This is a genomic window from Streptomyces sp. NPDC023481 (assembly GCF_055560195.1).
In genome coordinates, this window is the sequence record NZ_JBVHJE010000001.1 from 139,565 (window position 1) to 154,495 (window position 14,931).

14 protein-coding genes are annotated in these 14,931 nt (G+C 74.0%); 7 read left to right on the forward strand and 7 right to left on the reverse strand.

Annotated features, from left to right (window positions below):
• Nucleotides 1-42: 42 nt before the first annotated feature.
• On the forward strand, nucleotides 43-1,665 hold the full coding sequence (gene groL / locus ACZ3ZD_RS00710; RefSeq protein ID WP_467392047.1) for a chaperonin GroEL: 1,623 nt from the start codon (nucleotides 43-45) through the stop codon (nucleotides 1,663-1,665).
• Between the two features lie 240 nt (nucleotides 1,666-1,905).
• Nucleotides 1,906-3,033, forward strand: coding sequence for an NADH:flavin oxidoreductase (locus tag ACZ3ZD_RS00715; RefSeq protein ID WP_467392049.1), 1,128 nt, complete (start codon nucleotides 1,906-1,908; stop codon nucleotides 3,031-3,033).
• Between the two features lie 73 nt (nucleotides 3,034-3,106).
• Here the strand turns inward: ACZ3ZD_RS00715 and ACZ3ZD_RS00720 are convergent, their stop codons facing one another.
• The 3 genes from ACZ3ZD_RS00720 to ACZ3ZD_RS00730 are packed head-to-tail and all read right to left on the reverse strand — an operon-like array spanning nucleotide 3,107 to nucleotide 5,601.
• Nucleotides 3,107-3,679, reverse strand: coding sequence for a hypothetical protein (locus tag ACZ3ZD_RS00720; protein ID WP_467392051.1), 573 nt, complete (start codon nucleotides 3,677-3,679; stop codon nucleotides 3,107-3,109).
• 47 nt (nucleotides 3,680-3,726) lie between these two features.
• Nucleotides 3,727-4,650 (reverse strand): N-acetylmuramic acid 6-phosphate etherase, encoded by a 924-nt coding sequence (gene murQ, locus ACZ3ZD_RS00725; RefSeq protein ID WP_467392052.1) that lies wholly within the window; start codon nucleotides 4,648-4,650, stop codon nucleotides 3,727-3,729.
• 45 nt (nucleotides 4,651-4,695) lie between these two features.
• Complete coding sequence (locus ACZ3ZD_RS00730; protein WP_467392054.1) at nucleotides 4,696-5,601, reverse strand: MurR/RpiR family transcriptional regulator; 906 nt, start codon at nucleotides 5,599-5,601, stop codon at nucleotides 4,696-4,698.
• A gap of 57 nt (nucleotides 5,602-5,658) precedes the next feature.
• Here ACZ3ZD_RS00730 and ACZ3ZD_RS00735 point away from each other — a divergent pair, with 57 nt between their 5' ends.
• Nucleotides 5,659-6,042, forward strand: a complete 384-nt coding sequence (locus ACZ3ZD_RS00735; RefSeq protein WP_467392056.1) for a hypothetical protein — start codon at nucleotides 5,659-5,661, stop codon at nucleotides 6,040-6,042.
• Between the two features lie 7 nt (nucleotides 6,043-6,049).
• Nucleotides 6,050-6,331: a DUF4031 domain-containing protein gene (locus ACZ3ZD_RS00740; protein WP_467392058.1), complete on the forward strand. Its 282-nt coding sequence runs from the start codon at nucleotides 6,050-6,052 to the stop codon at nucleotides 6,329-6,331.
• A gap of 35 nt (nucleotides 6,332-6,366) precedes the next feature.
• Here the strand turns inward: ACZ3ZD_RS00740 and ACZ3ZD_RS00745 are convergent, their stop codons facing one another.
• Together ACZ3ZD_RS00745 and ACZ3ZD_RS00750 are read right to left on the reverse strand one after the other, a co-directional pair.
• The gene (locus tag ACZ3ZD_RS00745; RefSeq protein WP_467393239.1) at nucleotides 6,367-7,458 is read right to left on the reverse strand and encodes a GNAT family N-acetyltransferase; all 1,092 of its coding nucleotides are present in this window, start codon (nucleotides 7,456-7,458) and stop codon (nucleotides 6,367-6,369) included.
• Nucleotides 7,459-7,494: 36 nt separating this feature from the next.
• Nucleotides 7,495-8,139 (reverse strand): HD domain-containing protein, encoded by a 645-nt coding sequence (locus ACZ3ZD_RS00750; protein WP_467392060.1) that lies wholly within the window; start codon nucleotides 8,137-8,139, stop codon nucleotides 7,495-7,497.
• 99 nt (nucleotides 8,140-8,238) lie between these two features.
• On the opposite strand from ACZ3ZD_RS00750, the gene ACZ3ZD_RS00755 reads away from it, so the two are divergent.
• Nucleotides 8,239-8,937, forward strand: a complete 699-nt coding sequence (locus ACZ3ZD_RS00755) for a copper homeostasis protein CutC (protein ID WP_467392062.1) — start codon at nucleotides 8,239-8,241, stop codon at nucleotides 8,935-8,937.
• A gap of 219 nt (nucleotides 8,938-9,156) precedes the next feature.
• Here the strand turns inward: ACZ3ZD_RS00755 and ACZ3ZD_RS00760 are convergent, their stop codons facing one another.
• Nucleotides 9,157-11,121 carry a HelD family protein gene (locus ACZ3ZD_RS00760; RefSeq protein WP_467393241.1) on the reverse strand — a complete coding sequence of 655 codons (1,965 nt, stop codon included), beginning with the start codon at nucleotides 11,119-11,121 and terminating at the stop codon, nucleotides 9,157-9,159.
• A gap of 322 nt (nucleotides 11,122-11,443) precedes the next feature.
• Here ACZ3ZD_RS00760 and ACZ3ZD_RS00765 point away from each other — a divergent pair, with 322 nt between their 5' ends.
• Nucleotides 11,444-11,626 (forward strand): hypothetical protein, encoded by a 183-nt coding sequence (locus tag ACZ3ZD_RS00765; RefSeq protein ID WP_467392064.1) that lies wholly within the window; start codon nucleotides 11,444-11,446, stop codon nucleotides 11,624-11,626.
• Between the two features lie 18 nt (nucleotides 11,627-11,644).
• Nucleotides 11,645-12,823, forward strand: a complete 1,179-nt coding sequence (locus ACZ3ZD_RS00770) for a glycosyltransferase 87 family protein (protein WP_467392065.1) — start codon at nucleotides 11,645-11,647, stop codon at nucleotides 12,821-12,823.
• Here the strand turns inward: ACZ3ZD_RS00770 and ACZ3ZD_RS00775 are convergent.
• Nucleotides 12,750-14,723 carry a CASTOR/POLLUX-related putative ion channel gene (locus ACZ3ZD_RS00775; RefSeq protein ID WP_467393243.1) on the reverse strand — a complete coding sequence of 658 codons (1,974 nt, stop codon included), beginning with the start codon at nucleotides 14,721-14,723 and terminating at the stop codon, nucleotides 12,750-12,752. The genes ACZ3ZD_RS00770 and ACZ3ZD_RS00775 overlap by 74 nt on opposite strands.
• Nucleotides 14,724-14,931 lie beyond the last annotated feature (208 nt).

Sequence of the window (14,931 nt, forward strand, 5' to 3'; positions counted from 1 at the left end):
GGTCCGAAGGAATCACCCCCAGTCCTGGAGGGACCACTTCACATGGCCAAGATCATCGCGTTCGACGAGGAGGCGCGGCGCGGCCTCGAGCGCGGCATGAACCAGCTCGCGGACGCCGTCAAGGTGACGCTCGGCCCCAAGGGCCGCAACGTCGTCCTCGAGAAGAAGTGGGGCGCCCCCACGATCACCAACGATGGTGTCTCCATCGCCAAGGAGATCGAGCTCGAGGACCCGTACGAGAAGATCGGCGCCGAGCTGGTCAAGGAAGTCGCCAAGAAGACGGACGACGTCGCCGGTGACGGTACGACCACCGCGACCGTGCTCGCCCAGGCCCTGGTCAAGGAAGGCCTGCGCAACGTCGCCGCCGGCGCCAACCCGATGGCTCTGAAGCGCGGTATCGAGAAGGCCGTCGAGGCCGTCTCCGCCGCCCTGCTGGAGCAGGCGAAGGACGTCGAGACCAAGGAGCAGATCGCCTCCACCGCGTCCATCTCCGCCGCCGACACCCAGATCGGCGAGCTGATCGCCGAGGCCATGGACAAGGTCGGCAAGGAAGGCGTCATCACCGTCGAGGAGAGCAACACCTTCGGTCTGGAGCTGGAGCTCACCGAGGGCATGCGCTTCGACAAGGGCTACATCTCCGCCTACTTCGCGACCGACATGGAGCGCATGGAGGCGGTGCTGGAGGACCCGTACATCCTCATCGCCAACTCCAAGATCTCCTCGGTCAAGGACCTGCTCCCGCTGCTGGAGAAGGTCATGCAGTCGGGCAAGCCGCTGCTGATCATCGCCGAGGACGTCGAGGGCGAGGCCCTGTCGACCCTGGTCGTCAACAAGATCCGCGGCACCTTCAAGTCCGTCGCCGTGAAGGCCCCGGGCTTCGGCGACCGCCGCAAGGCCATGCTCGGCGACATCGCCATCCTCACCGGCGGCGAGGTGATCTCCGAGGAGGTCGGCCTCAAGCTGGAGAACGCCACGCTGGACCTGCTGGGCAAGGCCCGCAAGGTCGTCATCACCAAGGACGAGACCACCATCGTCGACGGTGCCGGCTCCTCGGAGCAGGTGGGCGGCCGGGTCAACCAGATCCGCGCCGAGATCGAGAACAGCGACTCCGACTACGACCGCGAGAAGCTCCAGGAGCGCCTGGCGAAGCTCGCGGGCGGCGTGGCCGTCATCAAGGCCGGTGCCGCCACCGAGGTGGAGCTGAAGGAGCGCAAGCACCGCATCGAGGACGCCGTCCGCAACGCGAAGGCGGCCGTCGAGGAGGGCATCGTCGCCGGTGGTGGCGTGGCCCTGCTCCAGGCCTCCCAGGTCTTCGAGAAGCTGGAGCTCGAGGGTGACGAGGCGACCGGCGCCAACGCCGTGCGCATCGCGCTGGAGGCCCCGCTGAAGCAGATCGCCGTCAACGCCGGCCTCGAGGGCGGTGTCGTGGTGGAGAAGGTGCGCAACCTGACCCCGGGCCACGGCCTGAACGCCGCGACCGGCGAGTACGTCGACCTGGTCGCCGAGGGCATCATCGACCCGGCGAAGGTGACCCGTTCCGCGCTGCAGAACGCCGCCTCCATCGCCGCGCTGTTCCTCACCACCGAGGCCGTCATCGCCGACAAGCCGGAGAAGGCCGCCGCGCCGGCCGGCGGCGGCATGCCGGGCGGTGACATGGACTTCTGATCGCCCCCCGGGTCGGTCGACTGTCCTTCGTACCGAGGGCGGTGCCCCCAGCTTCGGCTGGGGGCACCGCCCTCGGGCGTTTCCCGGCCCCGGCGGGGTGTCCGGTATCACGCGGGGGTCGGGCCCCGGAGCGGAACACGGGACCCGCGCCGGGTGTTTACTTAAGATGCTGCAACAATGCGCATGCACATACCACCTGGTACCGGTAGTCCAGGTCCCGCCGCACGAGGAGTCCCCCACGTGACCGACACGACCACCCCCCTCTCCCGCGCCGCCCGCGTCCTGTCCCGTCCGATCACCCTGAACGGCCTCACCGTGCCGAACCGGATCGTGATGGCGCCCATGACCCGCATGTTCTCCCCGGGCGGCATCCCCGGCGACGACGTCCGCTCGTACTACGCCCGCCGCGCCGCCGCGGGCGTCGGCCTCATCGTCACCGAGGGCACCTACGTCGGCCACGAGTCGGCCGGCCAGAGCGACCGCGTCCCGCGGTTCCACGGCGAGGAGCAGCTGGCGGGCTGGGCGAAGGTCGCCGAGGACGTGCACGCGGCCGGCGGCCGGATCGTCCCGCAGCTGTGGCACATCGGCATGGTCCGCAAGCAGGGCGACGCCCCCTTCCCGGACGCCCCCGCCGTCGGCCCCTCCGGCCTGGAGACCGCCGGTGCCGAGCCCACCGGCAGGGCGATGACCCGGCAGGACGTGGACGACGTCATCGCCGCGTTCGCCGAGGCCGCCGCCGCGGCCGAGCGCATCGGCTTCGACGGCGTGGAGCTCCACGGCGCCCACGGCTACCTCCTCGACCAGTTCCTGTGGGCCGGCACCAACCGCCGTACCGACGCCTACGGCGGCGACCTGGTGGCCCGCACCCGGTTCTCCGCCGAGATCGTCGCCGCCGTGCGCGCGGCGGTCTCGCCCACGTTCCCCATCCTGTTCCGCTACTCGCAGTGGAAGCAGCAGGACTACACCGCCCGGCTCGCCGAGACCCCCGAGGAGCTGGAGGCCCTGCTGACCCCGCTCGCCGCGGCCGGTGTCGACGTCTTCCACGCCTCCACCCGCCGCTACTGGCTGCCCGAGTTCGACGGCTCCGACCTGAACCTGGCCGGCTGGACGAAGAAGCTCACCGGCAAGCCGGTCGTCACCGTCGGCTCGGTCGGCCTCGACGGCGACTTCATCAACGCGTTCCAGGGCGAGGGCTCCCCGGTCAAGGGCATCGACAACCTCCTGGACCGCCTGGAGTCCGAGGAGTTCGACATGGTGGCCGTCGGCCGCGCGCTGCTCCAGGACCCCGAGTGGGCGGCCAAGGTGCTCGCCGACCGCTTCGACGAGCTGGAGCCGTACGACGCGGCGGCGGTGAAGACGCTCAGCTGACCCGCGCGCGGAGGTCGCGGCGGGCCGGGGCCCTCGGAGGCCGCCGTGGGCCCTCAGGACGTGCCGGGGGCCCTCAGAGGTTGCCCATCGGCTCGATGTCGACCCGTAGCGGCGTCCCCCACACCCGCAGCACCTCGTAGTCGGTGAACTCGTGCACGAGCCGGTAGGCCATCGCGGGCCGCGACCCGCGCCGCTGGGCCGCGAGATAGGCCTCCGCCTCGTGCCGGTCCCGCCTCGGTGTGCCGCACAGCTGCCACTCCTGCCCGGTCCACAGCTCGCACAGCCACCGCTGCTGCGGCTGCGGGCGGTCGCCGCGCACGCCGTACCGGGAGGGCGCGGTGCGCACCGGCTCGCCCGGCCGGGGCCTGCTGCCCTGGAACTCCGAACGGCGGGCGGCCCGGCGCCGGGTCTCGCACAGCAGGCACAGGTCGGGCGCGCTCTCGTCCACCGGGCCCTGCGGGTGCTCGGGGCACCGGGTGGCGGGCGGTCCGGCGGTGACGGTGTCGTCCAGCAGGTCCAGGGCCCGCCGCAGATCGTCCTTGATCTCGTGCAGCCGGGCGTCCGGCGTGTCGGCGGTCAGGGCCTCCCCGTGCTCTCCGAGCAGCCGGAGAGCCCGTCCGAGGGCGGTGAGCTGGGCGTGGTTCATAGCGGTGGGTGCCTCCTTGCCTCCATGGTGCCTGGCCCGGCGCCGGGTCAGCGGGGGGCCTGGGGCAGCGCGGCCCGCAGATGGCCGCCGGACTCCTCCAGCAGCCGGGCCGCCGTCGGGCCGTCGACGCCGGCGAGCAGGACGAGGATCGCGTGCTTGACCTCGCCGCCGGTCTCGGAGAGGGCCTTGTCGATCTCGGCGTCGCCCGCGCCCGTGGCCAGGGAGACGATCCGGTGCGAGCGGGCCCGGAGCTTGTCGTTGGAGGCGCGCACGTCGACCATCAGGTTCCCGTACGTCTTGCCGAGCCGGATCATCGTGATCGTCGACAGCATGTTCAGCACCAGCTTCTGGGCCGTGCCCGCCTTCAGCCGGGTGGAGCCGGTGATCAGTTCCGGGCCCACGACGACCTCGATGCCGTGCTCGGCGGCGGCGGCCAGCGCGCTGTGCTCGTTGCAGGCCAGGCCCACCGTGAGCGCGCCGAGCGCCCGGGCGTGCTCGACGGCCCCGACCGCGTACGGCGTACGACCGGACGCCGAGACGCCGACCACGCTGTCGTCCGGGGTGAGCCCCAGCGCGTCCAGGTCCCGGCGGGCCAGTTCGGCGGAGTCCTCGGCGCCCTCCACGGAGGTGACCATGGCCGCGGGGCCGCCCGCGATCAGCCCGACGACCTGGCCGGGGCCGGTGTTGAAGGTGGGCGGGCACTCGGAGGCGTCCAGGACGCCCAGCCGGCCGGCGGTGCCCGCGCCGGCGTAGACGAGCCGCCCGCCGCGGCCCATGCGTGCGGCGACGGCGTCGACGGCGGCGGCGATCCGCGGCAACTGCCGGGCCACGGCGCCGGGTACGCCGGCGTCCTCGCCGTTCATCAGCCGGGCGATGTCGAGGGTGGGCAGCCGGTCGATCCCGGCCAGCTCGGGCCGGAAGGCCTCCGTGGTCAGGGAAGCCAGCTCACTGCGCAGGTCATGAGAGGTCATGGGGGGTGGCCTTCTCCAGTACGGGGACGTGCTCTTCCCTACGGTTTATCGCGAAGCGCTGCGGTGCCGGTGGGCCAACGCCTCGTACGACGCGGCGAGCGCCGGCGCCGCGGTCTCGTACGTCCGCTGCGCCACCCCCACGAACAGGCAGTCCACCACCAGCAGCTGACTGGTCCGGGAGGACATCGCGGCGGGCCGCAGCTCGGTCTCCCGCGAGGTGGACGTGGTCAGCACGAGGTCGGCGTACTGGGTGACCGCGGAGTCGGGCCGCCCGGTGACGGCCACCGTCGTCGCCCCGCGCTCGAAGGCGGTCCGGAGCGGCTCGATGACGTCCCCGGTGGACCCGGAGTGCGTGATCGCGATCGCCACGTCACCCGAACGGAGCTGCACGGCGTTGGTCACCGCGAGGTGCGGGTCGGTGTGCGCGTGGGCTATGAGCCCTATGCGCAGCAGCTTCTGGGTGAGGTCCTGGGCGACGAGCCCGGAGGCCCCGATGCCGTACACATCGGTGCGGCGGGCGCCCGCGAGCGCGGTGACGGCGGCGTCGAGCTGGGCGGTGTCGAGTCCGGCGGCGGTGTCGGCGAGGGTCTGCTGCTCCTCGTAGGCCAGTTTGGCGACGACGTCGGCGATGGGGTCGTCCACCGCGATGTCCGTGGTGATCGCGGGGGCGCGGCCGGACTGCTGCTGGGCGGCGAGTCCGGCGAGGGCGAGCCGCAGGTCGCGGTAGCCCGGATAGCCGAGCAGCCGGGCGGTGCGGACGACCGTCGCCTCACTGGTGCCGGTGAGTTCGGCGAGGCCGGTGACCGTCAGGGCGGCGCAGCCGGCCGGGTCGCCGGCGACGGCCTCGGCGACGCGCTGCATGGACCGGGTCATGGACGGGGCGAGCGTCCGCACCTTGGCTGCGAGGGAGCCGACCGGACTGCCGAAACTTTCCTTCACGTCCTGGGTCACGTGATGAAAGATATTTTCGGTTCGGTGTCGCGGTCAAGAGTGCGCACAATGGGGGGCATGGACCCCATCAGCCCCCTGGAGCAGGCCCTGCACACGGCCCGCGCCCTGGTCCTCGCGGACCTGGTCGCCGGCCAGGTCGCGGAGGCGGACGTCGTCTCCCTGGTGGAGGAGTCCATCACACAGCGCCGCTGGTGGGTCGAGCAGTGGCCGGACGGCGTGACCTTCGTCGCCGGCCTGGTCGCCCAGGACGTGCAGGACGCGCTGCTGGAGCGGCACGGCCGCTGGCCGCTGTGCCCGGTGTGCGGCTCCGGGGACCCGCACGCGCTGGACGTGGAGCCGGAACTGGGCCCCGACCCGCACTGGGTGTGCCACAAGGCCGGTGTGAAGGTCGCCTCGGTGGGCTCGCTGGGCGCGGCCACCGGCGGGACGACGTCCTCGTGAGGCGCCGGTGACCCTCTACATCGACCCTCCCACCTGGCCCGGCCACGGACGCCTGTGGTCGCACCTGGTCAGCGACGTCTCGTACGACGAACTGCACCGCTTCGCCGCCCGGTTGGACCTGCCCCGCCGCGCCTTCGACGGCGACCACTACGACATCCCGTCCGACCGGTACGCGGACGCGGTGACGGCGGGGGCGGTGGAGGTCGGTTCCAAGGAACTGGTCCGCAGGCTCACCCAGGCGGGACTGCGCCGCCCGAAGGGGCGGCCGGCGCGCCCGCCCCGTCACTGAACCAGCCCTCCGCCAAGGGAGGTTGTGGCGACCTCTCACGGTCGGCGCACGTAGAGCAGGAGGCCGGTGTCTTCGTCGGGGGTGGGCTCGGTGGGGGCTTGCCCGTCGAGGGTGGCCCGGGTGAAGCCCGCGCGGGTCACCACGTGCCGGGAGGGGAGGTTGTCCGGTTCGATCGTGGCGATGACCGTGTCGACGTCGTCGCGGGCCAGGACCCACTCGGTCAGGGCGCGCAGGGCCTCGGTCGCGTAGCCGTGGCCGCGGGCGCCGGTGACGAGGTCGTAGCCGATCTCCACGCGGTGCTCCTCGTCCGGGGCGCCGTGGAAGCCGATGCCGCCGACCGCGCGGCCGTCCTCGGGGCGTACGAGGGCGAAGACGCCGAACTCGGGGCGGTGGACGCCGGTTTCGTACGCCTTCAGCAGGTGGGTGCAGGCCTCCCGGGTGCCCTCGTACGGGCCGTCGTCCAGCCAGTCGAAGCCGCCGTCGCCGCCGAGGGCGAGATCGCGGGCGGCGGCCGGGTGGATGCCGGTGAGGGTGACGGGGCCGGCGGGGATGACCAGGTTGTTGTACCAGGTCCAGTCGGTGACCGGGGCGCGGCCGGGCAGCTCGCCGCGGCCGGTCGCCCACAGCAGGGTCGGCCAGGGCTCGGGGCCGGGCTGGACGTGCGGGAAGAGCCAGGTGAGGACGGATTCGGCGAGGTCGGCGGGCGGCTCGTAGGCGATGCCGAGGCCGCGGGCGATGTCGTGGGTGTGCAGCAGGGCCTCGGCGACGCCCATCGCGGCGAAGCCCTCGCGGTCGGCGCTGCCGAACGGGGAGGGGTGGAAGGCGCGCACGCCCGGCGGCGCGGCGCGGACCGTCGCGGCCAGCAGGGCGCCGGTCGCCTCGATCACCTGGAGCAGTCCGGTGTTGTCGGTGCTCTCGGGGAGGGTGATCTGCAGCGGGAGGCGGTGCGGGGCGCGGGCGGCGAGCCGGCTGGCGTAGGCGATGAAGTCCTCGGCGATGTGGAACGCGGTGGTGCGGCAACTCCAGTCGAGGCCGGCCGCGTTCACCGTCTCCCAGTCGCGGTCCGCCGCCGTGCGCAGAGCCGTCGTGCAGCTCGCCGCGGCCGCCTCCACCTGGTCCCCGCTCATGGTCCGCATGCGGGCACAGTACGGCGGCCGCGTCCTTCAGGTCGACAGCATTTCCAGCTCGGCCGTGAGGTTGTAGCGCGCGGTGGCCTCCCAGTGCTCCCTGCCGTACGGGGTGCGGAACAGGCGGGGCAGGCCGAGCAGGTGCCGCAGGACCGCAGAACGTCCCTCGCGGAACGCCTCGTTGGGCACGAAGTGGTACTCCTCGCGGACCTCGGCGGTGTAGGCGGCGTACGCCGACGGGGGTGCGGCCAGGATCGCGAGGTCGGCGTCGCACAGCACCTGGCCGTCGCGGTCGTCGTCGGCCGGGTCGTGGGTGACGGTGAGCCTCACCAGCCGGGCCACCTCGGCCGTCTTGGCGTCCGGCAGGCCGGCCTCCGGCAGGGCGCGCTCGGCCAGCCGGGCGGACCGCTCCTCGTTCTCGGACCGCTCGGGGTGGTAGACGGCGTCGTGGAACCAGGCGGCCAGCCGGACCACGTCCGCGTCGGCCGCGTACGCCTGAAGGGTGTCGACGTGGTCGAGTACGGCGGTGAGATGGGCCACCGTGTGGTACCGGCGCTGCGGCTCCCGCCAGCGGGCGAGCAGGTTGTCCGCGTAGGGGGCGGGGTCGGGTCCGCCGCCGGGGGCGCGGGCTGCTTCCAGGGCGCGGACGAAGCGGGGGCGCAGGGCGTCGAGGTCGGCCATGCGGCCATTCTCCCGTGACACCGCGGGCCCTGTCGGCGCGGGGCGCCCGGGTACCCTTGAATTGGACTAGACCTGTAGGACGCCGACGAATGGGGTGCCATGAGCAAGCGTGCAGTCCTGGAGGTGATCGCCCTCGACGTCGAGGACGCGGTCGCCGCCCAGGCCGGAGGCGCGGACCGGCTGGAGCTGGTCACCGACATGGCGGCCGACGGGCTCACCCCCGCGCCCGCCACCGTCGCCGCGATCCGCGCCGCCGTCGACATCGACCTGCGCGTGATGCTCCGCCTCACGGACGGCTTCGCCGCCGGTGACGTGGACCGGCTGGTCGGCGTGGCCGGCGAGCTGCGGCAGGCCGGTGCGGACCAGTTCGTGCTCGGGTTCCTCGGCGCGGACGGCGGGGTCGACCTGGCCGCCGTGGAACGGGTCGCCGACGCGCTCGCCGGCTGCCGGTGGACCTTCCACCGGGCGATCGACCGGGCCGCCGACCGCGACGCCCTGCGCAAGCAGCTCGCCGACCTGCCCGGCCTGGACACCTACCTCACCGCCGGCTCCGCCTCCGGCGTGGACGACGGCCTGGACACCCTGCTCGCCGAGGCGGCCCACGACGGCGAACCCGGGTACGAGCAGCAGATCCTCGTCGGCGGCGGGCTCCGCCTCGACCACGTGCCCCGCCTCAGGACCGCCGGCATCCAGGCCTTCCACATCGGCGGCGCGGCCCGCCCCGACGGCTGGCGGGGCCCGGTCTCGGCGCCCGCGGTCGCGCAGTGGCGCACGACGCTGGACGGCGCCGCCGACTGACCCCAGCCGGGGCACGCCGGGCCGGCGGGGCGGCTGTGCGGCGGGGGTGTGGCGGGGGTGTGGCGGGGTGCACGGCGCCGGCCGGCACCGACCGGCCGGAGAGCCGCGGCGGCCGCGGTCGCCGTGTGCCGCGCGCCGCTGGAACGACCCCCCCCCGGCGGACCGAGCCGGCCGGGCTGCCCCGGCCTGGGCTGTGCCACGGGCCGGCGCAGGCTGTCGTTACCCCGCCAGCTGCTGCGGCAGGGGTGCCGTGTGGGTGATCGTCAGGCCCGATACCGCTCGGGTCAGGGCGACGTACAGGCGGCGCAGGCCGGTGCGTTCGTCCGGTTCGCCGTCCACCACCGCCTGCGGTTCGTCGAGGACCACGTAGTCGTACTCCAGGCCCTTGGCGAGGGAGGCCGGGACCAGGGTCAGGCGGGTCTCGCGGGTGGTCTCCTCGCCGGGGGCCAGGTAGGGGAGGCCGGCCGCCGTCAGGGCCTCGGCCAGTGCCGGGACGCGGGCGTCGGCGGCGATCAGGCCCGTCGAGCCCTCGTTGCGCAGCAGCTCCGCGCACGCGGCGACGACGTCGGCCGCCCCCGTGGCCGTACGCACCTCGAAGAACCCGGGGTTCTCCCGGACCGAGGCGACCGGGGTGAGGCCGGGCGCGATGTGCGGCAGCAGCCGGGAGGCGTACGCGATGACGTCCGTGGGGACGCGGAACCCGGCCGTCAGCTCCTCGACCACGCCCTGCTTGCCGAGGTGGGCCAGCGCCTCGTCCCAGCTCCGGGTCGCCCACGGGGTCGTCCCCTGCGCGAGGTCGCCCAGGACGGTCGCGCTGCCGGTGGTGCAGCGGCGGCCCACGGCCCGGTACTGCATGGGGGACAGGTCCTGCGCCTCGTCCAGCACGACATGGCCGAGCGAGTGCGTGCGCTGGACCAGGTCGGCCGCCTCGTCGATCAGCACGGCGTCCGCCGCCGACCACCTGGCCGACTTCACACCGCGCACCGGCCTGGCCCACAGGATCGTCTTCTGCTCGTCCTCGTCCAGGATCCCGTCCGCGTGCTCGGCGAGGAACTCCGCGTCGGTGAGCAGCCGCAGCACCAGCCTGGCCGGGTCGACGGCCGGCCAGCACGCCTTCACGGCCGCCTTCACCGCGCTGTTGCGGGCCACCGCGTCCTGCACCCGGTCGTCCGGCGCCTCCCCGGCCCGCTCCATCTGCACCAGCACCGCGTGCGCGACGCGCTGCGGAAGGGCCTCGCGGGCGGCGCCGTAGCGGATGTCCCGGGCCAGCAACTCCCGGACGATCTCCTCCAGTTCGTACGCCGGCACCCGCCAGCGCCGGGAGCCGCGCACGACCACGACCGGTTCGCTCGGCATGCTGACGTGGGAGTACAGGGCGCGCCTGAGGACCTCGGCCATCCGGGCGTCGCCCTTGACGATCGCGGCGGCGGCCTCGTCCGTGCCGCGCACCTCGACCTGCCCGACCAGGTCGTCCACGGTGGCCTGCTGCACGCTCAGCTCGCCGAGCGCGGGCAGCACCTGCTCGATGTAGTGCAGGAACGACCGGTTCGGCCCGATGACCAGGGTGCCGGTGCGGGCCAGCCGCTCCCGGTGGGCATAGAGGAGGTACGCGACCCGGTGCAGGCCGACGGCGGTCTTCCCGGTGCCCGGGCCGCCCTGCACGCAGACCGTGCCGCCGAGCCCGCTGCGGACGATCTCGTCCTGCTCGGGCTGGATGGTGGCGACGATGTCCCGCATCGGGCCGACGCGGGGCCGCTCGATCTCCTGCTGGAGCAGCTTGCTGGTGGCGGCCGTCTCCGCCGGGTCGGACAGGTGCTCGTCCTCGTACGCCGTGAGGTCGCCGCCGGTGTAGCCGAAGCGGCGGCGCAGCCCGATGTCCATGGGGTTCTTCCGGGACGCCCGGTAGAACGGCTGCGAGACCGGCGCGCGCCAGTCGATGACCATCGGGTCGCCGTCCGCGTCGTGCACGTGGCGCCGCCCGATGTAGAACCGCTCCCCGTCGGCCCCTTCGGCCTGCTCCGCGCCCGGCGCGCGCAGGTAGTCGAGCCGGCCGAAGAACAGCGGGGTGTCGCTCAGGTCGGCCAGCGCCCTGACGCGCTGCTCGATCTGGCGGGCGAGCACCTCGGCGTTGACCCAGTTCGCGGAGACGTCCCGGATGTCCAGCGCCTCCACGTCCTCCCGCATGGCCCGCAGGGCGGCCCGGGAGGCGGCGAGATGGGCTTGCTCCCGGGCGAGCGGATCCCCTGGCGGGGCGTCGAGCGGGCCGGGCCGGTCACCGAGCGGACTCCCGGCCCGGGCGTCGACGGGTTCTCCGAGTGGGGTGTGGGCGGGGCTGGGCAAGGGAGTGCCTCCGGTGGGCCTGCTGCGTGGGCGACGACGATGCCGCCCGGTTTCCGGCCGGACGACGGCACTCCGTGAGGGAGGCGGGCAAGGGCGGAGATTTTAGGGCGGCCCCACGGCCCCGGTCCAATGGATTTCCGCCCCCGTGTCGTTCCACCATGGAGACATGAGCGCAGCAGCCATCACCCCGGCGCCGATGCGGTCACCCTGCGGCGCCACCGCCGTCCAGGGCACCCACCACCACCGCCTGGGCAACGCACTGCGGGCCGTGCGGGTGTTCGCGGAGGCGGCCTTCCGCGTCCTGATCCTCGGCGAGTACGGCGAGGAAGCGGGCGTACGCCGCAAGTAGCGACATAGGGTCACGTGCGTGCGCAAACGGACGGTGACGCCCTGCCTGCCTGCCCTGCTCCTGCTCGTCCTCTCCCTCGCCGCGTTCACCGCGCTGTGCGCCCTGCGCGGCGCCCCCATGGCCGACCTCCTCGTCTACCGGGCGGAGGGCGCGGCCGTCGCCCACGGCACCGACCTGTACGGCTTCACCGTCACCCGGTGGCGGCTCCCGGCCACCTACCCGCCCTTCGCCGCGCTCCTGTTCGTCCCGGCCGCCTGGCTCCCCCTGCCGGCCCTGAAGGCGGCCGTCCTCGCGGCCAACGTCCTCCTGCTCGCCACCCTCGTCGCCCTCTCCGCCCGCCTGGCGGGCCGCCCGCTGTCCCCGGCCCCGTTCTGCACGGCCACCGCCCTCGCCCTCTGGCTCGAACCGGTCTTCCAGACGCTGCTGTACGGCCAGGTCAACCTGGCCGTCACCTGCCTGACCCTGTGGGACCTGACCCGGCCCCCGGGCGCCCGCGCCAGGGGGTTCGCCCTCGGGATCGCGGCCGGCGTCAAGCTCACCCCGGCCGTGTTCGTGGTCTACCTGCTCCTGCGGGGCCGCAACCGGCAGGCGGCGACGGCCGCCGCCGCCTGCGCCGCGACGGCCGCGCTCGGGGCCGTGCTGCTCCCGGCGGCGAGCGCCGACTTCTGGACCCGGCGGCTGTGGGAGATCGGCCGGGTGGGCAAGGCGTGGATCGTGGACAACCAGTCCCTGCGGGGGCTGGTCGCCCGGGTCCTGGGCGACCCCGCGCCGGGCCTCGCCTGGGCGCTGCCGGCGGCGGTGGTCGCGGTGGCGGGCCTGTCGCTGGCGGTCCGCGCCCGGCGGGAGAGCCACGGCGTCCTGCTGACCGCGTTCACCGCCCTGCTGGTCTGCCCGATCAGCTGGACCCACCACTGGGTGTGGTGCGTACCGCTGCTCGCCGTGCTGCTGGCGGAGGGGCGCACCCGTACGGCCGCGCTGGTGGCGCTCGTCTTCACCGCCCGCACGATGTGGCTGGTGCCCCACGAGGGCCCCCTGGACCTGGAACTGCCGTGGTGGCAGCAACCGTTGGCGGCCGCCTACCCCCTGCTGACGCTGGGGCTGCTCCTGGCGTACGACAGCGGGGTCAGCCGTTCTCCGGCCCTTGCGGCCGGTCCCGTCCCCGGTCCCCGGCGTCCTGCCGGGCCGAACCCGCGATGACGACGACCTCGTCCTCGGCGGTCCAGTGCCGGCGCTCGGACTTGGGCGGGTTGACGCGCAGCCCATGGCCGGGAGCGCACCCGGCCCCGGAGTGACCGGTCCCGCCGGGGCCGGTCCCGGCGTGCCCGCGGTACCCGATCGCGCACTCGCCCCGGTCGCGTGCCGCCGCGACGACCGTGGCGAAGGACGCCTCGTGGCCGGTCAGGACGTAGTCGGCGGCCGGCCGCAGATGGACCTGGGTGCCGCCGGCCGAGAACAGCTCGTCGAACACCGCCGCCAGGTGGCGGTTCTGGGAGATCTGGGCCAGCAGCAGCCCGATGAGCTTGCCACTGATGATCACGTCGGCTCCGGGGCCGAGCGGCGCGAGGGGCCGGTTGCCGTCGTCGGTCAGCTCGGTGACCACCGGCAGCTCCCGGCCGATCCGCTGTTCGAGGTGGCGCAGCACGAGCAGGGTGACGAGCGTGCGGGTGTCCGGCTCCTCCGGGGGCTCGCCGGGCCGTGGCTCCTGGCCGAGCACGATGACGCTGTCGTAGGAGGCGAGGTCGAGGCCGGACAGGGTCTCCGGCAGTGTGGTGTCGCCCCGGCGGGGCAGACAGGCCCAGTCGGCGCCGGTGTCGCACGCGGCCCGCACGGTGGCCTCGTCCTCGTCCGCCACCACGTCGGCGACGGAACCGGGAGGAGCGTTGCGGCCCCATTCCCGCAGGACGAGCGGCGCCCGGCGGTTCCAGCCCAGCAGCAGCACCCGCTCGGGCCGGGTGACCGGCGGCCGGGGGCCCGCCATGAGCCGCTCCTCGACGAACCCCGCGCAGTCGGCGAGTTCGGCGGTGTCGTCGTCGGCGGTGATGACGATGATCCGGTCGTCCGGTTCGATCACGGTCCGCGCCGGGGGGTTCAGCCAGGGCACATCGTCCCGGATCAGCCCGACCGCGCTGGCGTTGCCGTAGGCGAGCAGCACGGCACCGAAGTCCCGGCCGACCAGCGACGGGTGCGAGGTGGGGTAGAACTCGTCGCCGGCGAAGTCGAGGAGTTCGCGGTGGACGAGGGACAGTCCCGGGCGGCGCGCGGCCTGGGCGATGAGCCGGGCGGTGACCGTTTCGCTCTCCACGACGATGCCGCGGTCCCCGGCGGCCAGCCGGGCCGCCAGCAGGTAGCGGCTGTCGCGGACCGCGGCCACGACGGGCGGGGTCACGTCGTCCCCGGCCGCCGTCGCCCGCAGCGCCAGCAGGGCCTTGACCACGTCCGCGTCGCCGCGTGACTCGTCGGGCGGCAGCACGATCACCGAGTCGGCCGTCGCCGGACTGGCCAGGGCCAGTACGGCCGGATCGGCGGACGGGCCGCTGCGGCAGATCAGCCGGGTACGGCCGGTGGGGCCCACCTTGCTGTACAGGGCCTCCTCCATGGCCGTCTTGTCCCGGTCGGCCAGGACCGCCACGGCCGAACTCCGCTGGTTGGAGTTGGCCGCGACCAGCTCGCTCACCACCGTGAACACCTGCTCCGACCAGCCCAGGACCACCACGTGGCCGCGCTCCAGGAGCGTGGAGCGGCCGCGCCGCAGGGCGATGAGCCGCTCGGTCAGCCCGGTGGTGATGAGACCGACGAGGGTCGAGACGTACACCAGGGCGACCAGGGCCAGCAGCACCGACAGCACCACCCGCACCGGGGTGCCGGTGGTGCCGCCGAGGCGCAGGGTCTCCCCGGTCAGGTGCCAGACGGCCGCCAGCTTCCCGGCGAGGGTGGCGGGGGCGTGCCCGCTCGTCCACACCAGGACCGCGCTCGCGGGGACGACGACGGCCAGGCAGACCGCCACCAGCCAGCCGACCAGGGCCGAGGTGCCGCGCGCCAGGGTCGTGTCGAACCAGTACCGCGCTCGGGCACCCACCCCGGGGCGCCGCTGTTCCACCACCTTGTTCCCCCTCCGCACGCAGGTCCTGTAGGGGGCAGTGTCCTGACCCGGCACCCCGCTCCGGGCGGCGGGGAGCGCGGTTCACCCCTTCGCCGTAACCGGAGGCAACGCACCACACCGGCGTGCTTCCGCGCACCCCTCGTTACGGGTTTGAACTGCGGCTTTCCCCCGTCCGTGGCAATTCGCCGCAACCCCGCGCGCACCG